Origin of the sequence: Humidisolicoccus flavus, assembly GCF_045689595.1 — a bacterium.
GTDB lineage: Bacteria > Actinomycetota > Actinomycetes > Actinomycetales > Microbacteriaceae > Humidisolicoccus > Humidisolicoccus flavus.
Genome location: NZ_CP142724.1, coordinates 529714 through 551706, shown reverse-complemented (window position 1 = coordinate 551706; position 21993 = coordinate 529714). Strand labels below are relative to the sequence as shown.

Here is a 21993-nt window from a genome sequence, read left to right as displayed (position 1 = left end):
CATCTTCGTATCTTGGTCTACTGTGGCGCGGGCGTTTAGCTCGCGAGCACGGGGTTGTTCACCGAGATCGGCTGATCCGATGCCTTTACCGGTGAAGGAAGGCTCGTCTGCCCCTCCAGGTAGGTGTCGACCGCAGCGGCTGCGGCCCTTCCTTCGGCAATCGCCCAGACGATCAGTGACGCTCCACGACCCGCATCGCCGGCGACGAAGACACCATCCTGGGCCGTCGCGTAGTCATCACCGCGAGCTACGCGGCCGCGGGAGAACTCAACATCGATCTGCTCGTTCAGCGTGTCTTCTTCGGCTCCGGTGAAGCCGAGGGCAAGCAGCACGAGGTCTGCTGGGATCTCCCGCTCCGTGCCCGGCTTCGCTTGGCGACGACCGTCCTTGATTTCCGTCTCCGCCACCTTGAGCGCACGGACTTCGCCGACCTCGTTGGAGACGAACTCAACCGTGGAAACGAGGTACTCGCGTTCGCCGCCCTCCTCGTGTGAGGTCTGCACCTCGAACACCGTTGGTTGCATCGGCCATGGCTGGTGATCTGGGCGCTGCTCCGGCGGCTTGATGCCGATTGCGAGGTTGGTCACGCTGAGCGCGCCCTGGCGGTGCGCGGTACCGATGCAGTCTGCACCGGTGTCGCCGCCACCGAGAACGACGACGTGCTTTCCCTCAGCGCTGATCTGATCGGGAACCTTCGAACCTGCGTTCACACGGTTCTGAGCAACGAGGTACTCCATAGCGAAATGCACGCCATCGAGTTGACGGCCTGGAATCTCCAGATCCCGGGGAACCATCGCGCCCGTTGCTACGACAACCGCATCGAACCGTTCACGCAGATCACTCCACGAAATGTCGGTTCCGATGTTCACTCCAGCGCGGAACCGCGTTCCTTCGGACTGCATCTGAGCGAGCCGCAGCTCGATGTGCTTCTTTTCGAGCTTGAAGTCCGGGATGCCGTAGCGGAGCAGTCCACCGATGCGATCGTCGCGTTCGTAGACGGCGACCGTGTGGCCCGCACGCGTGAGTTGCTGTGCAGCAGCGAGACCCGCTGGGCCGGAACCAACGACGGCAACCGTGCGACCGGTCAGGCGTGCGGGCGGGTGGGGTTCAACCCAGCCGTTGCCGAACGCCTCGTCCGCGATCGAGACTTCGATCTGCTTGATCGTGACTGCGGGCTGGTTGATGCCGAGCACGCACGAGGATTCACAGGGCGCAGGGCACAGACGACCGGTCATCTCCGGGAAGTTGTTCGTCGCGTGCAGTCGTTCTGCCGCGAGTCGAGTTTCTCCCCGACGCATGAGGTCGTTCCACTCCGGGATCAGGTTGCCGAGAGGGCATCCGGAATGGCAGAAGGGAACACCGCAGTCCATGCAACGGCTTGCCTGACGGCGAAGCACAGCAGAATCGCCGAGCTCGCCGATCTCTTTCCAGTCCATGATTCGAACTGCGACCGGACGCTTCTTCGGAAGTTCACGTTCGGTAATTTTTAGGAATCCGCGCGGGTCAGCCACCGGTCACCTCCAGAATTTCGGTCCAAACAGCATCCCCGTCGGGGTCGATGCCAGATTCTTGTGCTCGTGAACGGATCGCGCGGACTGCAGCCCAGTCACGCGGGACCACCTTCGTGAACGTCGAGAAGTCCTCGGACGCGAGCAGTTTCGATGCAAGCGCCGATTCCGTGAGTTCAACGTGGCGCTCGAGCAAGGCCCGGAGTTCGATGATGTCCTCCTCGCGCAGGTGCTCCAAGGTGATTTCACCACTGGAGAGTGCGTCGAGGTTGACCCGCTTCTTCTCGAGATTGCGAATGTACGCAACACCACCGGACATTCCGGCGCCAAGGTTCCGACCAGTGTCACCGAGAATGACGGCGATTCCGCCCGTCATGTACTCGAGAGCGTGGTCACCGACTCCTTCGACCACAGCGGTCGCGCCCGAGTTGCGAACGAGGAATCGCTCCCCCACGATGCCACGGATATGCAGCGAACCACTGGTTGCGCCATAGCCGATGACGTTCCCGGCGATCACGTTCTCTTCTGCCACCAGGGTCGCATCGCGATGCGGGCGCACCGTGACGAGACCGCCGGAGAGGCCCTTGCCGACGTAATCGTTCGCGTCGCCCTCAAGACGGAGGGTGATTCCGCGCGGAATGAATGCGCCGAACGACTGGCCGGCGCTCCCGACGAGCGTCAGATCGATGCTGCCGGGATTGCAGCCGGCGACTCCGTGACGCTTGGTCACATGATTGCCGAGCATTGCGCCGACTGCACGATCCGTGTTCGCGATCGTCATGGTGCGGTGGAACTGCTCGCCGCGCTCGTGCGCAGCTGCTACCTCGTGGAGGATCTTCGCATCGAGTTGATCTTCGAGCTCGTGGTCCTGCACCGAAACGTTTCGGCGCTCACCCTTCGCTGCGCCTGGGATCTTCAGCACTGGAGCCAGATCGAGGTTCTGGGTCTTCCAGTGTCGGACCGCGTCGTCGACTTCGAGCAGTTCGCTCTGACCGATTGCTTCTTCAATCGACCGGAAACCGAGCTGAGCCAGTTGCTCGCGAACTTCCTGCGCGATGAACTCGAAGAAGTTGACAACGAACTCAGGCTTCCCGGTGAACCGTTCGCGGAGCACAGGGTTCTGCGTCGCCACACCGACTGGGCAGGTGTCGAGGTGACACACGCGCATCATGATGCAGCCAGAGACGACGAGCGGAGCCGTTGCGAAGCCGAACTCCTCGGCGCCGAGCAGTGCGCTGACGATGACATCGCGACCGGTCTTCAACTGGCCGTCGACCTGCACGACGACTCGTTCGCGCAGTCCGTTGACCATGAGCGTGTGCTGCGCTTCTGCAAGCCCGATCTCCCAGGGCGTTCCGGCGTGCTTCAAGGAGTTCACCGGACTCGCGCCCGTGCCGCCATCGTGACCAGAGATCAACACGACGTCGGCTTTCGCCTTCGCGACGCCCGCGGCGACCGCACCGATCCCTGCTTGAGAGACGAGCTTCACGTGAATTCGAGCCTCAGCGTTTGCGCGCTTCAAATCGAAAATCAACTGCTTCAAGTCTTCGATCGAGTAGATGTCGTGGTGCGGAGGCGGCGAAATGAGCCCGACGCCAGGGGTCGCATTGCGCGTTCGCGCAACCCACGGGTACACCTTCGTTGGAGGAAGCTGCCCGCCTTCACCTGGCTTCGCACCCTGCGCCATCTTGATCTGAATGTCGTCGGCGTGCGTCAAGTACATGCTCGTGACCCCGAAACGACCCGAGGCGACCTGCTTGATCGCGCTGCGACGCTCCGGATCGAGCAGGCGTTCGACGTCCTCGCCGCCTTCCCCCGTGTTGCTCTTCGCGCCGAGGCGATTCATCGCAATCGCAAGCGTCTCGTGCGCTTCTTGCGAGATCGAGCCATACGACATCGCACCAGTCGAGAAGCGCTTCACGATCTCGGAGATCGGTTCGACCTCTTCGATCGGCACCGGCGTACGCTCTGCGAACCGGAACATGCCGCGCAGAGTTTTCAGTTCCTTCGCCTGCTCGTCGACCGCGTGCGTGTACTCGCGGAAGATGTCCATGCGACGGTGCTTCGTCGCGTGCTGCAGTTTGAAGACGGTTTCAGGATTGAAAAGGTGTGGTGCACCGTCGCGTCGCCACTGGTACTCGCCGCCGGTCTCGAGCTGTTCGTGCGCCAAAACGGCTCGTTCAGCCGGGTAGGCAGTGAGGTGACGCTGGCGATTCTCCTCGGCGATCGTGTCGATTCCGACACCTCCGAGGCGCGTGGTCGTACCGACGAAATAGCGGTCGACGAACTCCTGGCTGAGCCCGACAGCTTCGAACGCCTGCGCGGCAGCGTAGGAGCCGACCGTCGAGATGCCCATCTTCGACATGATCTTCAGGACGCCCTTGCCGAGCGCCTTGATGAGGTTGTGGACTGCGTCATCGGGGTCGACACCGGGCAACCGGCCCGCCCGCGAGAGCTGCTCTGCCGTCTCCATTGCGAGATAGGGGTTGATCGCGCTCGCGCCATAGCCGACCAGCAAGGCCACGTGGTGCACCTCACGAACGTCACCGGCTTCGACCACGATGCCAACCCGCATGCGGGTCTGGTTTCGGATGAGGTGATGGTGGATCGCGCTCATCGCGAGCAGGCTCGGGATCGGTGCGAGCGAATCCGTGGAATCGCGATCAGACAGGATCAGATACTGCGTTCCGCGATCGATCGCCGCATCGACTTCCTCGCACATCTGCACGAGACGCTCTTCCATCGCACTCGGGCCATCGTTCACTTTGTAGAGCGACTGCACGGTGACCGTTCGAGTCGAGCCCGGAGTGCGGTCGATGTGGCGAATCTTCGTGAGTTCATCGTTGTCGATGACTGGGAAGTCGAGAATGATCTGGCTCGCGTGGGCTGCGGTCGCCTCGAGCAGATTGCGGACAGGACCGCAACCGAGCTTCATTGAAGTGACAACCTGCTCTCGAATCGAGTCGAGCGGCGGGTTCGTGACCTGCGCGAAGGCCTGCGCGAAGTAGTCGAAGAGCAGACGTGGGCGTTCCGACAGCGCCGCGATCGGCGTGTCCGATCCCATTGCCGCGAGCGGTTCAGCGCCGTTCATTGCCATCGGGGTGATGAGAACGCGGACTTCTTCCTCCGTGTACCCGAAGGTCCGTTGCCGACGAGCAACGGAAGCAGCCGTGTGCACGATGTGTTCGCGCTCTGGCAGGTCGGTGAGAGAAATACGACTCGATTCGAGCCAGGTGCCCCACGGCTGTTGTGCCGCGAGCTCGCCCTTGATCTCGGAGTCCTCGATGATCGCACCGGCTTCGGTGTCGACGAGGAACATGCGGCCCGGCTTCAAGCGACCACGACGGACGACGCGCGCGGGATCGATCGGCAGCACACCGGTTTCACTTGCGACGACGACGAGACCGTCATCGGTCATGAGCCATCGGCCAGGACGCAGACCGTTGCGGTCGAGCGTCGCACCGATGAGCGAACCATCGGTGAACGAAATCGCCGCAGGACCATCCCACGGCTCGAGGAGCAGTGAGTGGTACTCGTAGAAATCACGAAGCTCACGCGGCATATCGGGCTGGTTCTCCCAGGCCTCGGGCACCATCATGAGCATCGCGTGCGGCAGGCTCCGACCCGAGAGGGTCAAGAGCTCGAGCACTTCGTCAAACGAACCGGAGTCAGAGATTCCCGGAGTCAGAATCGGCGTCAGGGGCTCGAGGTCGCCCAGCAGTTCGGAGGAGAGCTGCGATTCGCGGGCTCGCATCCAGTTGCGGTTGCCCTCCACGGTGTTGATCTCACCGTTGTGGGCGATCATGCGCAGTGGCTGTGCGAGAGGCCATGACGGGAAGGTGTTCGTGGAGTAGCGCGAGTGCACGATCGCGAGTTTCGTCGCAAAGCGTTCGTCCTGGAGATCCGGGTAGAACGGCTCGAGCTGCAGCGTCGTGACCATGCCCTTGTACGTGATGGTTCGACTGGAGAGCGAAGGCAAGTAGTCCCCGACGGAACGCTCGACGCGCTTTCTGAAGCGGAACGTCAACCGATCGAGTGCGATCCCGGCGACACCGGGTTCGACTGCTCGCACGAAGAGCTGCTGAATCGATGGAAGCGATTCGCGAGCGAGTGTTCCGAGTGAATCCGGCTCAATCGGAACCGAACGCCATCCGAGGACCGTGAGGCGCTCTTTCGCCGCAAGGACCTCGATCTCGGCGACCGCGCGAGCACGAGCGTCATCGTCTTCGGGAAGGAAGACCAGGCCCGCGGCGTAATGGCCGAGCTCGGGCAACTCGAAATCGGTGACTGCGCGAAAAAACTCGTCAGGAATCTGCGTCAGAATTCCGGCGCCATCACCGGTTCCTGCGTCAGAGCCGACGGCTCCACGGTGCTCAAGGTTTCGCAACGCATCGAGCGCGGCGTCCACGATGTCGTGGCCAGCCGTTCCTCGAAGCGTGGCAACCATGGCAAGACCACACGCATCTTTGTCGAAGCGTGGGTCGTACATGCCATCGGCACCTGGAGCCGTTGTAAATCTCCCAAAGGAAGTCTCGTTCATTTTGTCCTCTCGAATGGAGGGCACGGGACTTCGTCGGCCCGCTGTGATGGGGAAGGTGCAGTTGTCTACGGTGTGACGCTCTGCGTGCTCGAAACCGGGTCATCGGATTCTTCGCGTTCGGTGTAACGTTCTTCGGATTCTACCCCAGCGTCGGGGCCCCCTTCGTGACCGGGCAACCACGGGCTCGGTTCGAGCCCGGCGTGGCGTGCGCGCTGCACGAGGATGATCAGAACACCGAGAATGATGGCGAAAATTGCCATCCAGACGTTGGTCCGGATCCCGAAGAAGCTTTCACTCGGGTCGAGACGAATCGTCTCCCAGACCGCTCGGCCGGCGCCGTACCAAATCAGGTAGCCGCCGATGAGCTTGCCCCATTGTTGCGGGGACTTCTTGTCGATCATAATCAGCACGATCGCGCCGAGAATGTTCCACACAAATTCATACAGGAAAGTCGGGTGGAAGAGAATCCCCTCAGGAAGCCCGACCGGGTATGCAGCGTTCGTTGCGTCAATCTCGAGACCCCATGGGAGCGTTGTCGGCGTTCCGTAGAGTTCCTGGTTGAACCAGTTCCCGAGACGGCCGAAGGCCTGAGCAACGAGGAGTCCGGGGGCGAGCGCGTCTGCGAAGGCACTGAAGCGGAGCCCGATCATGCGCGAGGCAATGTAGATTCCGATCGCACCGGCGATGATCGCTCCGAAGATCGCAATGCCACCGTCCCAGATGCGAACGATCGCCCAAGGGTCGCGCCCTTCACCGAAGTAATCGCCAGGGTGTGTGACGACGTGGAACACGCGGGCGCCGACGATTCCCAAGAGCACTGCCCACACGGAGATATCGACGACGTAACCGCTCTCGACACCGCGACGATTCAGACGGCGCGCTGTGATCACTCCAGCGAGCAGGATGCCGAGCATGATGCACAGCGCGTAAGTGTGAATGGTCAGTGCTTCGGGGATCCAGGTGAGCCCGACAGAGTGCAGCCAGTTCCAGAAGGGAAACGGAATCGAGAAAGAAGCCAACTCCACGGGAGGGCTAGGAATGCTCGTGTGCACGTTACTGTGCCTCTCTGCTTGAATCGCTGCTGAGCGACGAAGAATCTTGGCTCATCGTTCCCGCTGCCAGTGCTGAAGCCGTGGCTTCAAGTTGCGAGATGCCACCATCACGAAGCGCGGTGACGAATGCCGAACCAACAATAGCCCCGTCAGCGTATTCGAGCACATCGCTGACCTGTTTTGCCGTTGAAATACCGAGTCCGACGCAGCACATCTCTGCATCGAGATCGCGAAGTCGCGCGGTGAGGGTCTTGGCTGCGGTATCGACATCCTGGCGAACACCTGTCGTGCCCATCGTCGAGACCGTGTAGACGAACCCTCGACTCGAATCGATGACGGTCCGAAGTCGAGACTCGCTCGAGGACGGTGCGGCGAGGAACACACGGTCGAGATCGTGACGATCGCTCGCTTCGATCCACTCGGCGGCATTCTCAGGGACGAGATCGGGCGTGATGAGCCCTGCTCCCCCGGCGCGTGCGAGTTCCGCCGCGAATCGATCCACGCCGAAGGCGAGCACCGGGTTCCAGTAGGTCATGACGAGCAGAGGAACGTCGGTCTTCTCCCGAATCGCTTCGATCGCGGTGAAGGTGTCACGGAGCCGGAACCCGCGTGCGAGTGATTCGGTGGTCGCGGCTTGAATGACTGGGCCGTCGAGCGCCGGATCGGTGTACGGGATACCGAGTTCGAGCACGGTCGCGCCTGACTCTGCAAGCGTGACCGCGGCTGCAACGCTCTGTTCGAGGTCTGGGTAGCCGAGTGGCAAATAACCGACCAGGGCGCGATTGTTCTTTGCCGAGATCGCGGCTGCGGTGCGTGACTCGCTCATGATTGCGTCGCGTCCTTATCGATGACATCGAACCAAGAACCCGCCGTTGCGACGTCCTTATCGCCTCGCCCTGAGAGCGACACCAACAAGGTCGCCTCGGGGCCGAGTTCCTTGCCGAGTCGGAGCGCGCCCGCAATGGCGTGCGCGGACTCGATCGCGGGAATGATTCCCTCGGAGCGCGTCAGTGCCAGGAAGGCGTCCATCGCTTCAGCATCGCTAACGCCCTGGTACTCCGCACGGTCGATACTGTGCAACCAGGCGTGCTCTGGTCCGACTCCCGGGTAGTCGAGCCCGGCCGAAATCGAATGGGAGTCGAGCGTCTGTCCGTCCTCGTTCTGCAGCATGTACGAACGCGCGCCATGCAAGACGCCGGGGCGGCCCTTACCGAGCGTGAGCGCGTGCCGATCAGTGTCAGCCCCGTCGCCTGCAGCTTCGAACCCGATGAGCCGAACGTCGGAATCGTCGAGGAAGGCGTGGAAGATGCCCATTGCGTTCGAACCGCCACCAACGCACGCGAGCACTGCCGTCGGAAGCGCACCGGTTGCGGCGAGCATTTGCTCACGAGCTTCCTCACCAATTTGCTTCTGGAAGTCGCGCACCATCACCGGGAATGGGTGTGGTCCTGCGACCGTGCCCATGAGGTAGTGCGTTGAATCGACGTTGCGAACCCAGTCGCGCAGGCCCTCGTTGATCGCATCTTTGAGCGTGCGAGCACCGGTCGTCACCGGAATCACTTCGGCACCGAGCAATCGCATTCGCGCTACATTCAGCGCTTGACGCTGCGTGTCGACTTCGCCCATGTAGATCACGCATTCCATACCGAAATATGCGGCCGCGGTCGCGGTGGCGACGCCGTGTTGTCCGGCGCCGGTCTCTGCAATGAGTCGGGTCTTCCCGAGTCGACGTGCCACGAGCGCCTGACCGAGCACGTTGTTGATCTTGTGGCTGCCTGTGTGGTTGAGATCTTCACGCTTCAAGAAGATTCGTGCACCACCGGCGAGCTCACTGAGTCGCTGTGCTTCGGTGAGGAGCGACGGGCGTCCCGTGTAGTCCTTCGCGAGGGCGGCAAGTTCTGCGTGGAACGTGGGGTCTGCGACGGCTGCTTCGTAGCACGCAGCGAGCTCGTCGAGCGCGGCCATGAGCGACTCCGGCATGTGAATGCCGCCGAACTCACCGAAATTTGGACCGCGTTGTTCGCGAAGACTCATCATGCACTCCTGAATTGGGTGACTCGGTCGGCCGGTGTGCCGTCTTTGACGAGCGCTTCACCGACGAGCACGGCGTGCGCGCCAGCAGCTTTATAGCGCTCGACGTCTCTCACGTCGCTGACGCCCGACTCGGCAACCGCAACGGCATTCGAGGGGATTTGCGAATGCAACGTTGCGAACAACGAGGTGTCGACCTCGAAGGTCGAGAGGTTGCGTGCGTTCACGCCAATGATCTGTGCCTCGAGCGCGATTGCTGCGTGGAGTTCGGATTCAGAGTGCACCTCGACGAGCACCTGAAGGTCGAGCGAACGTGCGAACTCGTAGAGGGACCGCAGCTGCGCGTTCGAAAGTCCTGCAACGATCAAGAGAATGAGGTCGGCTCCCGCAGCGCGAGCCTCGAGGATCTGATACTCGGTCGAGATGAAATCCTTCCGGAGCACAGGAATCGAAACAGCTGCGCGCACGGCTTCGAGATCACTGAGTGAACCGAGAAAGCGTCGTTCCTCGGTGAGCACGCTGATGATGCTCGCTCCGCCCTGCTCGTACGATCGAGCGAGTGCCGCAGGCTCCGGAATGTCGGCGAGCGGGCCTTTCGAGGGACTCGCGCGCTTCACTTCGGCAATCACATGCACGATCTCTCGGGATTGCAAAGCCGCGAGAGCATCGATCGGTGCAGGGAGCGAAGCAACACGTGCCTCGAGTTCCGCCCGAGAGCGCGATGTAGCTCGCCGCTCAGCGTCTTCGCGGGCGCCCAACATCAAGGTGTCGAGCACGAAATCAGTGTCCCTTGCTGGTGAGCTTCGAGCCGTTGACCCCATAGCCGGCACGCTTCAACACGCCACCGAGGATCAGGCCAATCAGGACGACACCAGCGCTTGCCCAGACAAAAATCGGCATGTCGAGGAAGAAGAAGACGGTGCCGGCCGCGATGGCAACCAACATCACAATGACCGCAGTCCATGCAGCTGGGGAATTGCCGTGTCCAGATTCAGTGTTTTCTTCGCTCACGATGCTCCAAGGTAGCGGGCAGGATTCAACCTCTATCTTACGATGCTCGGGCGCTCCCGCTGCGCACGACTGCCACTCACACGAAGTTACGAACGAGTTGGATCGATACCGTCGTCGAGTTCGTCCCAGTCGAGCGCGCTGTGACGTTCGAATCGGGACGCGGAGCGCGTCGTCGAACGACCAACCCAAGTCGAAACGCTGAGCAAGGCAACCACAGCGAGTACCGCGATCAGTACTCCGAGCAGAACGACGGCCGAAGGCCAGAACGAAGCAGTGAGTTGCTCAATGAGCGCAGCCTGCCCGCTCCCTGAGACTCCCGTCGCCTCAGCAATGACAGATTCGAGCGCCGCGCCAGGATCGGTGAATCCCAACCAGGCAGCCAGGCTCGTGCACGCACCGAGGATGATCGCGAGCACCAGCAGAATTCGAGCGGAGACGGGTCCGGCGATGGTGAGCGTTGCAGCAAGCGCGAGTGTCGCAAGCGCAAGAGGCGCGCTCGCTCCGGAAACAACGAGACCCGAAACCTCGATCGCCTCGACGCCCGTGATCGTAACCGTGAACCATGTCTGACTTGCAGCAATCACGACGACGATGCTGAGCAGAGCGAGACCGAGGACTGCCATTCTCCGTTGCACCGCGAAACGACGAGTCGAAACCGCAGCATTGGCGAATTCGTCAGCACTGGCCACCACAGCCTCGTGGTCCGCAGGCTGCTTGGAGACCTCGTCCGCACGCTGCTTCGAGAGGTCGTCCTCCGTCACCGGGTGATCCTTCGGAGCGTGTTTGCGATCGCGACCGCGCGCAAAGGAGCCGCGGCTTTGTTGTGCGCCTCCTGCAGTTCGGTCGACGGCACACTGTCTGCCACCAGGCCAGCACCTGCCTGCACGTGTGCATAACCGTCTCGGAGTGTCACCGTGCGGATTGCGATTGCAACATCGGCGTCTCCGGCGAAATCGAAGTAGCCGACGACACCGCCGTACACGCCCCGCTGCGCGGGCTCGAGGTCGTCGATGATCTCGAGGGCGCGCGGCTTCGGCGCACCCGAGAGAGTCCCCGCCGGGAAGGTCGCGCGGAACGCATCAATCGCGTTCATCGGGGTGCTCAACTCACCTTCGACGGTCGAGACGATATGCATGATGTGACTGAAACGCTCGATCGCCATGAACTCTGTGACCTGCACCGTGCCGGGCTGACAAACTTTTTGCAGGTCGTTGCGAGCAAGATCGACCAGCATCACGTGCTCGCTGACTTCCTTCGGATCGTTCAGGAGATCGTCGCCGAGCAGCGCGTCGCTCGCGGCGTCGTGACCTCTCGGACGGCTGCCGGCGATCGGATGCATCGTTGCAGTTCCCTCGTGCACCGTCACCAGGGCTTCAGGGCTCGATCCAACGATCGAGTACGGCTCGCGATCCTGGTCCTCCAGAGCGAGCAGATACATGTACGGGCTTGGATTGAGCACGCGCAGCGCACGGTAGACATCGATTGGTGGTGCCGAGGAAGCAACATCGAAACGGGTCGAGAGCACGACCTGGAAGACATCGCCGTCGATGATGTGCTGCTGGGCGCGCTGGACAGCCGCCTCGAAGGCGTTCGCCTCGACCCTCGCAGACGCCTTTGGCTCGGCCGTCATGTCGATCGTGGCGAGCCAGGAATCGCTCGGTTCAGCGAGGCGAGCCTGCATATCGCCGAGTTGGCGCTGCGCGCCGTCCCAAAGCTGGTCGAGGGTTTCGGTGCCGTCATTGAGCGCGGTCGCGATCAGCGTGATCGTGCCGGCTCTGTGGTCGAAGGCGATGACCTCCGACGCGAAGGAGAACCCGAGATCGGGCACATTGATTTCGCGCGGTTTCTGGTTTGGCAGATGCTCGAGCTCGCGAACCGCTTCCCATCCCACATGGCCAACGAGTCCTCCCGTGAAACGAGGCAGGCCCGGGATCCGAGGGGTGCTCCAGCGCGACTGCAAGTGTGCGAGCGCCTCGAGTGGAGTGCGTTCAACGTCGTCGCCGAATGCGCGAGCGCGGCTGAGACCGAAATCGAGCCAGTCCGTCGCGCCGTCCCGCGCGGTGAGCAGCCCGAATGAGGAAATTCCGACGAACGAGAATCTCGACCACACACCCTGCTCAGCGGATTCGAGCAGGAACGAGCCGGGACGGTCGAAGGCGAGCTTTCGATAGACGCCCATTGGCGTCTCCGCATCGGCGAACAACGTTCGAGTGACGGGAATTACGGCGTGGTCGAGCGCGAGGGCGTCGAACTCGTCACGAGTAAGAGTCACGATGCCTCCAGAGCGATCGGGGTGAAGAAACAGTTCCGTGCACCGGTGTGGCATGCCGGACCCGTTTGGTGGACGCGAATCAACAGCGCATCCGCATCACAATCGAGTGCGATACTCACCGGCACCTGAACATTTCCGGAGGTGTCGCCCTTGCGCCAGTACTCGTTTCGTGACCGGGACCAAAATGTCACTCGGCCCTCGCTCGCAGTGCGGCGTAACGCTTCCGCGTCCATGTAGCCGAGCATGAGCACTTCCTCGGTGTCATCGCTCTGAATGATCGCCGCGATGAGGCCCTGCGAGTCGAGCTTCAGGTCTGGAAGTGTCACCGTCATCGGACCAATACTCCTTCGGACGCCATTGAGGCCTTCACCTCGCCGATCGTGAACATTCCCTGATGGAACACGCTCGCCGCGAGCACCGCGTCAGCGCCAGCGGTCACTGCCGGTGCAAAGTGGTCGAGCGCTCCAGCTCCGCCGCTTGCGATGACCGGGAGCGTGGTTGCTGCGCGGACTGCTGCGATCAGTGGGGCGTCAAAGCCAGCCTTCGTGCCGTCTGCATCGATCGAGTTGACGAGGAGTTCGCCCGTTCCGCGCGATTCTGCTTCCTGCAACCAACCGATGGCATCGAGACCGGTGCGTTTCGATCCACCGTGCGTCGTGACTTCAAAGCCGGAGGGTGTGGCGCCGCGGGTCACATCGAGAGAGAGCACGAGCACCTGCGCGCCGAATCGTGCTGCGATGCGGTCGATGAGAGTCGGATCGGCGATCGCCGCCGAGTTGATCGATACCTTGTCCGCGCCCGAGCCGAGAAGCCTGGCGACATCTTCGGGGCTGCGGACCCCACCACCGACGGTGAGCGGAATGAAGACCTGCTCCGCACATTGTTCGACGACTGCGTAGAGAGTGTCAGCGTTCTCGACCGTCGCTTTGACATCGAGGAACGTGAGCTCGTCCGCACCCTGCTCCGCGTACCGGCGAGCGAATTCGACCGGATCGCCCTGGTCTTGGAGTCCTTGGAACTTCACGCCTTTGACGACGCGCCCCGCTGCGACGTCGAGGCACGGGATGACTCTCGTCGCAAGCATTTACAGCCTCGCAGCGTGAATCTGGGTCACGAGAATTGCACGCGCGCCGACCTCGTGGAGACGATCCATGACGAGATTCGTGCTGCTGCGCTCGACCATGACTCGAACAGCAACCCAGTCTTCGTCGCGAAGCGGTGCGATTGTCGGCGATTCGACACCTGGGCTGACCGCAATCGCAGCCTCCAGATCGCTCTTCTTGACGTCGTAATCAACCAACACGAAGGTTCGAGCAACGATGACGCCGTGCAGCCTGCGTTGCAGACGGGCCAGACCCGGGTGCTCGCGACCGGAGTGGATCAGGACCGCCTCGGACTTCAAGATCGTGTCGCCAAAGGCCTCGAGCCCTTGCTTTCGGAGCGTTGCACCGGTTTCGACGACATCTGCAACCGCATCAGCCACGCCAAGGCGAATCGCGCTCTCGACCGCTCCGTCGAGTCGGACGAGCGTCGCGGTTACGCCCTGCTCTCGCAGGAAGCCTTCGACCAGCCCCGTGTAACTCGATGCGATTCGAAGACCCTGGAGGTCGGCAACCTGAGAGTAGGCGCCGACCGGTCCCGCGAATCGGAACGTCGAGCGGGCAAAACCGAGCTGCGAGATTTCCGCGGCGGGTGATCCGGAGTCGATCAGGAGGTCGCGGCCGGTGATTCCTACATCGAGCGCACCCGAGCCCACATACGTTGCAATGTCACGTGGGCGAAGGTAGAAGAACTCGACATCGTTCGGAATATCGAGTGTGGACAGTTCTTTGCTCTCGCGGCGGCCCTGATAGCCGGCCTCCTGCAGCATTTCAGCGGCGGTTTCGGCGAGAGATCCCTTGTTGGGAACAGCAATTTTCAGCATGATTTCGATTCAGATTCAGTCAGAGTTTGAGGATGTGGGCTGAGTGAATCAGAGATGTCGGTAGATGTCCGCCGGGGTGAGCCCCTTCGCGATCATCATGACCTGCAGGTGGTAGAGCAGCTGCGAGATTTCGAGTGCGGTCTGCTCATCGCCCTCGTACTCGGCTGCCATCCACACTTCTGCGGCTTCTTCGACAACCTTTTTTCCGATCGAGTGCACGCCCCGTTCGACGGCTGCAACCGTTCCCGAACCCGGGGTTCCGGCTTCGACGGTTTTTTGCAGCTCGAGAAAGAGCGAATCAAAGGTTTTCACTCTGACAGCGTACCGGTAGTGGCGGAATCGATGATGCCACCAGCGGCAGTGGATGCGTGTCCACAGGCGGCGATGCCGGCCTCACGAAGCGTCGCGATATTGCGCTCACGCTCATCATCTTGGAAAACGCTCGAGCCAGCCACGAACGTGTCCGCCCCGGCCTCGACGGCGGTCCCGATCGTGTCGACGGTAATTCCGCCGTCGACCTGGAGACGCAGGTCGACGCCCTGATCGTTCGCCGCAGCTCGGAGTGCCACGAGTTTGGGCATCATGTCCGGCATGAAAGCCTGACCGCCGAAGCCCGGTTCAACCGTCATGACAAGCACCTGATCGAACTCGTGGAGTCGATCGAGAATCGAATCAACCGTCGTCGCAGGCTTCAGCGCAATTGACGCCCGAGCGCCGCGCGCGCGAAGCTCACGAGCAAGCGACACTGGATCCTGTGTCGCTTCTGCATGGAATGTCACGCTCTGCGCACCAGCATCCGCGTACTGCGGAGCCCACTCGTCAACGTCGGTGATCATGAGGTGGACATCGAGATCGAGCGGCGATACTTCAGCGAGCCGCTTCACCACGGGCAGCCCGAGCGTGAGGTTTGGGACGAAGTGGCCGTCCATGACATCGACATGGACGGCATCTGCGGAGGCGATCGACGTGAGCTCTCGCTCCAGGTTTGCGAAGTCCGCAGACAGGATGCTGGGGTGGATGCGAATCATTGTCACGCTGTTTTCTCGGCTTCCTTGGATTTCGTCACCAATTGGATAAACATTGCGTCGGTCTCGTTCCTATGCGGCCACAACTGCACACTCGTGCCCGGAGACGGAGCCGCATCCGGCACAATCGTTCGAAGCACCTCACCGGTGTCGAGCAATTGCATTCGAGGACTCCGGCCGTGAACTCGCTGCACCACGGCTCGGGTTTCGGCAAGGTGCGGAGAGCACGTGACGTAGGCCAGTACTCCCCCGGGCTTCAGCGCTGTGAACGCAGCTTCGAAGAGTTCTTCCTGCAGCGCCGCCAGCTCGGCGACATCGCTCGGTGATTTTCGCCACCGGGCTTCTGGTCGTCGGCGGAGCGCGCCGAGACCTGTACAGGGCGCATTGAGCAGGATCCGATCGAACTGCGCGGCGCGGTCGCCGTACCGGCGGCCGTCACCAGTCACGACCCGAGGGGTCGGAGTGATTCCGGCCAGGGCACGTCGGACCAATTGGGTGCGAGCAGCGCCGATCTCGTTTGCTTCGAGACGATCTCCTCTGCGCGCTGCGATGGCGGCGAGCAGCGCCGCCTTGCCACCTGGCCCGGCGCACATGTCGAGCCAGTACTCAGCAGCATCCGCACCGTCTTCGGGAGTGTAGGGCGCGCTCGCGACCAGGAGTGCCGCCAATTGTGATCCGGAATCCTGCACGCGAGCACGATTCTCACGAACCGCTGGAATGAGCCCCGGATCGCCGCTGAGTAACACCCGACCGAGTGGTGACAGCGTCGTTGCGTCACCGAGCTCTTCTGGTTCTGCGAGTCCCGGGAGCGCGACGAGGTGAACGCTCGGGTGATCGGTGTCTGCAGCGAGCAAGGCCTCGAGTTCTTCTCCTGCATGCTCTGCTTCGAGAGCCCGCCGGAATGCCCGGATAATCCACGTCGGATGCGAGTACTGGATACTCAACCGTTCGTCACCGGAGCGTTCTGCAAGGATCGCCGCAAGCGCTTCTTCCGCACCTTCTCGGCCGAGATTTCGAAGCACGGCATTTGCAAAGCCGCGCGGCCCCTTCGCCTTCGGACTGAGGGCGTCGATGGATTCGAATACCGCAGCATGCTCCGGAACCCGGGTGCGAAGAATCTGGTGGATCGCCATCCGGAGGACGCTCAGCACAGCGAGTTGAACGTCGGCAATCGCACGGCCGGAAGCACGTTCAATCAGTGCATCGTATTGTCCGCGCCACCGAAGCGTGCCATAGGTCAATTCGGTCGCGAGGGCGGCGTCTTCGCGCGAGAGCCGCGCCTCAGCGATTTTGCTCGGCAGGAGCAGGTTCGCGTATGCGTCGTCTCGCTCGACGGCGAGCAACACCGAAAGCGCGACACTCCGAGCGTTACTGTTCGACAACGTTGCCTCCTGGGTCGATCTGGACGGAACCGCCACGTCCGCGAAGCCAGTCGGCGGCGTTCATCCGAGGCTTCCCTGCGGGCTGCACCGTGACGAGTTCGAGGATACCGTCGCTCGCACCGAGCAACACCTTGCCGTCGTGCAATGTGATCGTGCCGGTCTCGATTCGCGGAGCGTCGGCTGCAGCAGGCGTCATCGCGTGCACCTTCAACTTTGCGCCGTCGATCGTCACAAATGCGCCGGGTTCGGGAGTCACACCCCGGAACCTGGCGTAGGTTGCTCTCGCACCGAGGGCGACGTCGAGGAGCGCGTCCTGCAGGTGCAACTTCGGCGCAAAGGTGGGATCGCCGTTTTGCTCGACGGCAGATGCGGTGCCCTGCGCGATCTCCTTGACGGTGCGCGCGAGTTGATGTGCGCCAGAGTCTGCAAGTCGGCGCAGGAGTTCTCCTGCGGTTTCATTGCTTTTGATCTCCTGATGCTCGGTCGAGAACAACGCTCCAGCGTCGAGTTCTGGAACGAGCTGGAAGACCGATGTCGCGGTCGAAGTCTGACCGTCGATCAGCGCCCGCTGCACGGGAGCGGCACCACGATAGAGCGGCAAGTCCGAGAAGTGCAGGTTGATCCAACCAAGCTTCGGGAGCGAGAGAAGGGGCTCTTTCACGAGCGCACCGAACGCGACAATGACTCCGAGCTCAGCGTTCAGCGGTTCCAATTCCAAAACGGTCTGCTCGGTCAGAGTGTTGCGTTCGATCACTGTGATCCCCTCGGACGCCGCCCATTCCGCGACCGGGGTACGGGTGAGGACTCGCTTGCGTCCCTGCGGGCTCGGAGCGCGCGTGAGCACGGCAGCAATTTCGTGGTCGAGCGCGAGCTGTTGCAAACTCGGGAGTGCCGCAGCGGGACTCCCGGCAAAAATGATTCGCATCAAACTCCTCGGAATGGATCGGGGTCGTCGAGTCGGACTCGAATACCTCGGGATTGAGGACCGGCTCCGCGTTGGCCTGAGGCGGCGCGCACGAGTTCTGCACGAAGATGCGTGGCGACCATTGGCCCTTGACTGTAGTCAAAGCGAAGGATCGAACGGACTCGCTGCTCAGGAATCTCGACCGGTCCGAGCACGTCAATGTGGTCGTTCTCTCCCATTCTTGCAAGAACCGCGCTCACTTCGCTCGCTTTGCCCGTTACGGTCGCGACTCGCACAGCCGGTGGGAAGCGCAAGGCTCGACGTTCCTCGAGTTCGCGGCGTGCGAAGGATGCCGTTGAATCACTCGTCATGTCGGCCGCGAGATACCCGCCGACGCCGACGAGCACGACAGTCGCATCACGGGCGGCCAGGCTTCTTGCTCGGGACCACCAGCGCACGCAATCCTCGGCGACTCTCAGCGCCTCGCGGGCAAGCATGCGGCGCGCATCGAGGAGCAGCACGGCTCGATAGCCGTCTTCGGCGACGGGCTCGGCACCGCGGGTCGCAATGATGAGCGCAGGCTCGTCATCGACGGTTTGCACTGGTCTCGAACCGTCGGAGACGATGACTTTGACCCCGGGGAAGGCCTTCCCAAGTTCGTGTGCGGTGCGCTCACTGCCGATCACCGTACTCTTGAGCGAAGTTCCGTGGCACACCGTGCATTCCCATACCGGAGCGGACGCTCCACACACGGTGCAGGTCGGTATTCCGCCGGGTCGATCGCGCTGGAGGACTCCGCCGCAGACCGCGCAATGTGCTCGCTCCTCGCACCGTGAGCATCGGAGCATCGGGCTGAAACCCGGAGTTGCAACCTGCACGAGGACGGGGCCTTCGCGGAGCGCATCGGCTGCGGTACGCCATGCGAAGGTTGGAATTCGCGCGGCTCTCTGCTCCTCAGCGGCGAGTGCCGTCGGGACGAGCTTTGCGGGGCGTTCCCTCCGGAGGATCTCTTGGCAATACCCGATCTCGATGAGTCGTTGGGATTCGAGGCTCCGCGCGTGCGCAGCAAAAATGAGCTCGCACCGAGTCTGTTGTGCGCGGATCAGTGCTGCATCGCGGGCATGCACGCCAGGTGCGAGTGGTTCACTGTGCAGCGGGTCGCCGTCGTCCCAGACGATGAGCAGACCGAGTTCGGTGGCCGGAGCGTACACCGCGCTTCTCGCGCCGAGAATGACGAGCGGTCCGCCCTCGATCGCCCGCAGGAATCCCGCATAGCGGTCGGGGTTGCCCTGTTCGGCATCGACCCGTGCGATGAGTTCGGTCGGCACGACGGCCGAGAGGGCGATCTCGAGTTGAGCAATTTCGCGCGCATCCGGAGCCGCGATAATCACTTGCTCGCCGGAATCGACCACGGCTTTCGCCCGTGCAGCAAGTTGCACCGCCCAGCGACCGATCGGAGCGCCTTTGACCGTTGCTACTCCCGCCTCGACGTCGAGCACGCTTCGCACTCCGTGCTGAAGCGCGGGTCGAGTGAACGGGCCATGCATTGTCACGGAGTGAGCGCACCCCGAAACTGGATCGTGCGTTTGGAGCCATCGCTTCTCGACTCGTGCCTGACGTCCAGGGATTGCAACCCGAACGATGTCTGCAAGATTGCCCGCAGAACGTTCAGCTGCTCCACGAAGCAGTTCGAGCACCTCTCGGCGAAGCACAGCGACAGGTGAAACAACCTGGTGGACGTCGTCGAGATCGCCTTCGAAGGAACTCTGGGCGACCACCTCGATCACGTACCCGTTGACCGACCTGCCTCCACGAAACGGCACGCGAACCCGGACCCCTGGGTGCGTGTGTTCTCGAAGACTCGCGGGAATCCGGTAGTCGAAAAGTCGATCAAGTTGCGGCAGCCGCGAGTCGATGAGAACTCGGGCAACCTCGGACATTAGATGCCCGCTGCTGCCCGCAGCTCGTCGACTCGGTCGAGACGTTCCCAGGTGAACTCTGGGAGGTTGCGGCCAAAGTGTCCGTATGACGCGGTCTTGCGATAGATCGGTCGGAGGAGATCGAGCGACTCGATGATCGCGGTCGGGCGCAGATCGAATGTCGATTCGACAGCCCGCTGGATGACCTCGTCTGGGACCGTCCCTGTGCCGAAGGTTTCGACGTACAGCCCGACAGGTTCTGCCTTCCCGATTGCATAGGCGATTTGCACCTCAAGACGCTTTGCGAGTCCTGCTGCAACGACATTCTTCGCGACCCAACGCATTGCGTATGCACCCGAGCGATCGACCTTCGAGGGGTCCTTGCCACTGAACGCACCGCCGCCGTGGCGAGCAACGCCGCCGTAGGTGTCGATGATGATCTTTCGACCGGTGAGACCTGCGTCGGCCTTCGGGCCGCCGTCGACGAAGGGGCCGGCAGGATTGATCAGAATGCGAGTGTTCGATGCATCGAGCTCGAGTTCGGCAAGCGCGGGTGCGATGACGTGAGTGAAGACATCGTGTTCGAGTTCGGCAGGATCGATTCCACTCTGGTGTTGGGTGGAAACGACAACCGTGTCGAACACGCGAGGCGTTGTGCCCTCGTACCCGATCGTGACCTGGGTCTTGCCGTCCGGGCCGAGGTAGGCGATGGTGCCGTCGCGACGAGCGGCAGCCAGCCCTTCTGCGATCCGGTGCGCCGTTTTCGTCGAGGCGGGCATGTACTCGGGCGTCTCATCGCACGCGAAGCCGAACATGATGCCCTGATCGCCCGCACCCTGTTGCAGATGCGGGTCTTCTGCGCCGGCGCGGGCCTCAAGTGATTTCGTGACTCCTGCTGAGATTTCCGGGGACTGCTGACCGATCGAAACCGTGACCCCGCAGGAATTGCCGTCGAACCCATGCGCGGATGAGTCGTAGCCGATGTTCCGAATCGTTTCGCGGACGATCGCGGGGATCTCAACGTAGCCCTGAGTCGAGACCTCGCCTGCAACGTGGACGAGTCCGGTGGTCGCAAGCGTTTCGACTGCAACCCGACTGTTGGGGTCCTCGGTCAGGAGCGCGTCAAGAATCGCGTCCGAAATTTGGTCGCAAACCTTGTCCGGGTGCCCTTCTGTGACTGATTCAGAGGTGAAGAGTCGAAGGGTCATACGGAGTCCTCGCGATCGGTGTGCATTGAATAGTGAAAATCGTGTGCCGCTGAGACAATCGCATCTGCCACCGACATCTTCGTGCCCTCGGCGCGGTCGACGGTCGATCCGCGCGCGTCGATGATCTCGATGCGAGTTGGCTGTTCACCGAATCCGAGTTGCTCGCCAACCTGATTCACAACGAGCAGGTCGCAACCCTTCCGTTGGATTTTGGCGACGGCCAGGGAGCGCAGCGCCGCAGGGTCGGTCTCCGTCTCAGCGGCAAATCCGACCACTACGTTGGATCGCTCAGCGTGCGCGAGCTCGCGAAGAATGTCGGGGTTCTGGACGAGATGCAACTGAACCTCGTCTCCCCAGGTCTCTTTTTTCAGTTTGCCGGAACTGCGCTCGGCCGGGCGATAATCGGCGACTGCTGCGGCCATGATGATGACATCGGCGTCACCTTGTTGCAGCATGACTTCGCGCAATTCAGCCGTCGTGCCCACCGGAACGAACGCAACACCTGAGGGCGCATCGGTCTGCATGTTCGCGCCAACGAGCGTCACGGTGGCGCCGCGCTCGGCGGCACGCTGTGCGATTGCTGCACCCATTGTTCCGCTCGATCGGTTCCCGAGGAATCGAACGGGGTCGATGGGCTCTCGGGTGCCGCCTGCGCTGACGACGACGCGAACTCCCAGCAGGTCTTGACGGGAGCGGAGCAACTGCAGCGCAGACTCGACGATCGCGTGCGGCTCCGCCATTCGGCCGACACCGGAATCCGACCCGGTCAATTGACCTGAGTCTGGACCGACGATTGTGACGCCTCGCTTGCGAAGGGTTGCGATGTTCTGAGTCGTGGCGGGGTGTTCCCACATCTCGGTGTGCATCGCCGGAGCAATGACGAGTGGCGCTCGACTGGCGAGGAGCGTCGTCCCCAAGAGATCATCGGCGAGCCCGCTCGCAATCTTCGCGATGCTGTTCGCGGTTGCCGGAGCGACGATGCAGAGATCAGCCGACTGGCCGAGTGCAACGTGACGGACCATGGCGACATCGTCGAACACTTCGTCGCTGACCGGATTCCGGCTGATCGCTTCAAAGGTGGGTCGCCCGACGAACTTCAATGCGCTTGCCGTCGGGACGACGTGAACATCAGCCCCGGCGAGAACGAGCTCCCGCACGACGTGCACCGCTTTATATGCAGCGATGCCGCCGGTGATCCCGACGACGATGCGCATTGG

Annotated in this window: 19 protein-coding genes; all 19 read right to left on the bottom strand. The window is 62.2% G+C overall.

Features of this window, described 5'->3' with window-relative positions; genetic code table 11:
* Positions 1 to 35 precede the first annotated feature (35 nt).
* Entirely contained in the window at positions 36 to 1511 is a 1476-nt protein-coding gene (locus U2H20_RS02630) for a glutamate synthase subunit beta (protein WP_430592954.1), read from the bottom strand.
* The gene (gene gltB, locus U2H20_RS02625) at positions 1504 to 6048 is read right to left on the bottom strand and encodes a glutamate synthase large subunit (protein ID WP_430592953.1); all 4545 of its coding nucleotides are present in this window, start codon (positions 6046 to 6048) and stop codon (positions 1504 to 1506) included. Before gltB ends, U2H20_RS02630 begins: the two co-directional genes overlap by 8 nt.
* A gap of 65 nt (positions 6049 to 6113) precedes the next feature.
* The gene (gene lgt, locus U2H20_RS02620; protein ID WP_430593579.1) at positions 6114 to 7067 is read right to left on the bottom strand and encodes a prolipoprotein diacylglyceryl transferase; all 954 of its coding nucleotides are present in this window, start codon (positions 7065 to 7067) and stop codon (positions 6114 to 6116) included.
* A 34-nt stretch (positions 7068 to 7101) separates the two neighbouring features.
* A complete protein-coding gene (gene trpA / locus U2H20_RS02615; RefSeq protein WP_430592952.1) occupies positions 7102 to 7926 on the bottom strand; it encodes a tryptophan synthase subunit alpha in 825 nt (274 codons plus the stop codon).
* Entirely contained in the window at positions 7923 to 9134 is a 1212-nt protein-coding gene (trpB, locus tag U2H20_RS02610; RefSeq protein WP_430593578.1) for a tryptophan synthase subunit beta, read from the bottom strand. Before trpB ends, trpA begins: the two co-directional genes overlap by 4 nt.
* A complete protein-coding gene (gene trpC / locus U2H20_RS02605) occupies positions 9134 to 9952 on the bottom strand; it encodes an indole-3-glycerol phosphate synthase TrpC (protein ID WP_430592951.1) in 819 nt (272 codons plus the stop codon). The genes trpB and trpC overlap by 1 nt, the downstream gene beginning before the upstream one ends.
* Positions 9912 to 10142 carry a DUF6704 family protein gene (locus U2H20_RS02600; protein WP_430592950.1) on the bottom strand — a complete coding sequence of 77 codons (231 nt, stop codon included), beginning with the start codon at positions 10140 to 10142 and terminating at the stop codon, positions 9912 to 9914. The genes trpC and U2H20_RS02600 overlap by 41 nt, the downstream gene beginning before the upstream one ends.
* An 86-nt stretch (positions 10143 to 10228) precedes the next feature.
* Positions 10229 to 10903, bottom strand: a complete 675-nt coding sequence (locus tag U2H20_RS02595; protein WP_430592949.1) for a Trp biosynthesis-associated membrane protein — start codon at positions 10901 to 10903, stop codon at positions 10229 to 10231.
* Positions 10900 to 12468: an anthranilate synthase component I gene (locus U2H20_RS02590; RefSeq protein ID WP_430592948.1), complete on the bottom strand. Its 1569-nt coding sequence runs from the start codon at positions 12466 to 12468 to the stop codon at positions 10900 to 10902. Before U2H20_RS02590 ends, U2H20_RS02595 begins: the two co-directional genes overlap by 4 nt.
* Positions 12411 to 12746, bottom strand: coding sequence for a phosphoribosyl-AMP cyclohydrolase (hisI, locus tag U2H20_RS02585; RefSeq protein WP_430592947.1), 336 nt, complete (start codon positions 12744 to 12746; stop codon positions 12411 to 12413). Before hisI ends, U2H20_RS02590 begins: the two co-directional genes overlap by 58 nt.
* Complete coding sequence (gene hisF, locus U2H20_RS02580; RefSeq protein ID WP_430592946.1) at positions 12743 to 13498, bottom strand: imidazole glycerol phosphate synthase subunit HisF; 756 nt, start codon at positions 13496 to 13498, stop codon at positions 12743 to 12745. The genes hisI and hisF overlap by 4 nt, the downstream gene beginning before the upstream one ends.
* The gene (gene hisG, locus U2H20_RS02575; RefSeq protein ID WP_430592945.1) at positions 13499 to 14338 is read right to left on the bottom strand and encodes an ATP phosphoribosyltransferase; all 840 of its coding nucleotides are present in this window, start codon (positions 14336 to 14338) and stop codon (positions 13499 to 13501) included.
* A 48-nt stretch (positions 14339 to 14386) separates the two neighbouring features.
* Positions 14387 to 14650: a phosphoribosyl-ATP diphosphatase gene (locus tag U2H20_RS02570; protein ID WP_430592944.1), complete on the bottom strand. Its 264-nt coding sequence runs from the start codon at positions 14648 to 14650 to the stop codon at positions 14387 to 14389.
* Positions 14647 to 15366, bottom strand: a complete 720-nt coding sequence (gene rpe / locus U2H20_RS02565) for a ribulose-phosphate 3-epimerase (RefSeq protein ID WP_430593577.1) — start codon at positions 15364 to 15366, stop codon at positions 14647 to 14649. Before rpe ends, U2H20_RS02570 begins: the two co-directional genes overlap by 4 nt.
* Positions 15367 to 15368: 2 nt before the next feature.
* Positions 15369 to 16745: an RsmB/NOP family class I SAM-dependent RNA methyltransferase gene (locus tag U2H20_RS02560; RefSeq protein ID WP_430592943.1), complete on the bottom strand. Its 1377-nt coding sequence runs from the start codon at positions 16743 to 16745 to the stop codon at positions 15369 to 15371.
* Positions 16732 to 17670: a methionyl-tRNA formyltransferase gene (gene fmt / locus U2H20_RS02555; RefSeq protein WP_430592942.1), complete on the bottom strand. Its 939-nt coding sequence runs from the start codon at positions 17668 to 17670 to the stop codon at positions 16732 to 16734. The genes U2H20_RS02560 and fmt overlap by 14 nt, the downstream gene beginning before the upstream one ends.
* Positions 17670 to 19589 (bottom strand): primosomal protein N', encoded by a 1920-nt coding sequence (locus U2H20_RS02550; RefSeq protein WP_430592941.1) that lies wholly within the window; start codon positions 19587 to 19589, stop codon positions 17670 to 17672. The genes fmt and U2H20_RS02550 overlap by 1 nt, the downstream gene beginning before the upstream one ends.
* The gene (gene metK / locus U2H20_RS02545) at positions 19589 to 20776 is read right to left on the bottom strand and encodes a methionine adenosyltransferase (protein WP_430592940.1); all 1188 of its coding nucleotides are present in this window, start codon (positions 20774 to 20776) and stop codon (positions 19589 to 19591) included. Before metK ends, U2H20_RS02550 begins: the two co-directional genes overlap by 1 nt.
* Positions 20773 to 21990 (bottom strand): bifunctional phosphopantothenoylcysteine decarboxylase/phosphopantothenate--cysteine ligase CoaBC, encoded by a 1218-nt coding sequence (gene coaBC, locus U2H20_RS02540; protein WP_430592939.1) that lies wholly within the window; start codon positions 21988 to 21990, stop codon positions 20773 to 20775. Before coaBC ends, metK begins: the two co-directional genes overlap by 4 nt.
* Positions 21991 to 21993: the final 3 nt, after the last annotated feature.

Coding starts and splice junctions, on each gene's coding strand:
- rpe (WP_430593577.1), bottom strand. CDS start 15,366: ATGATTCGCATCCACCCCAGCATCCTGTCTGCGGACTTCGCAAACCTG.
- fmt (WP_430592942.1), bottom strand. CDS start 17,670: ATGCGAATCATTTTTGCCGGGAGTCCCGCTGCGGCACTCCCGAGTTTG.
- gltB (WP_430592953.1), bottom strand. CDS start 6,048: ATGAACGAGACTTCCTTTGGGAGATTTACAACGGCTCCAGGTGCCGAT.
- hisG (WP_430592945.1), bottom strand. CDS start 14,338: ATGCTGAAAATTGCTGTTCCCAACAAGGGATCTCTCGCCGAAACCGCC.
- coaBC (WP_430592939.1), bottom strand. CDS start 21,990: ATGCGCATCGTCGTCGGGATCACCGGCGGCATCGCTGCATATAAAGCG.
- trpA (WP_430592952.1), bottom strand. CDS start 7,926: ATGAGCGAGTCACGCACCGCAGCCGCGATCTCGGCAAAGAACAATCGC.
- U2H20_RS02550 (WP_430592941.1), bottom strand. CDS start 19,589: ATGTCCGAGGTTGCCCGAGTTCTCATCGACTCGCGGCTGCCGCAACTT.
- hisI (WP_430592947.1), bottom strand. CDS start 12,746: ATGACGGTGACACTTCCAGACCTGAAGCTCGACTCGCAGGGCCTCATC.
- metK (WP_430592940.1), bottom strand. CDS start 20,776: ATGACCCTTCGACTCTTCACCTCTGAATCAGTCACAGAAGGGCACCCG.
- trpC (WP_430592951.1), bottom strand. CDS start 9,952: ATGGGGTCAACGGCTCGAAGCTCACCAGCAAGGGACACTGATTTCGTG.
- trpB (WP_430593578.1), bottom strand. CDS start 9,134: ATGAGTCTTCGCGAACAACGCGGTCCAAATTTCGGTGAGTTCGGCGGC.
- hisF (WP_430592946.1), bottom strand. CDS start 13,498: ATGCTTGCGACGAGAGTCATCCCGTGCCTCGACGTCGCAGCGGGGCGC.
- U2H20_RS02590 (WP_430592948.1), bottom strand. CDS start 12,468: ATGCCACACCGGTGCACGGAACTGTTTCTTCACCCCGATCGCTCTGGA.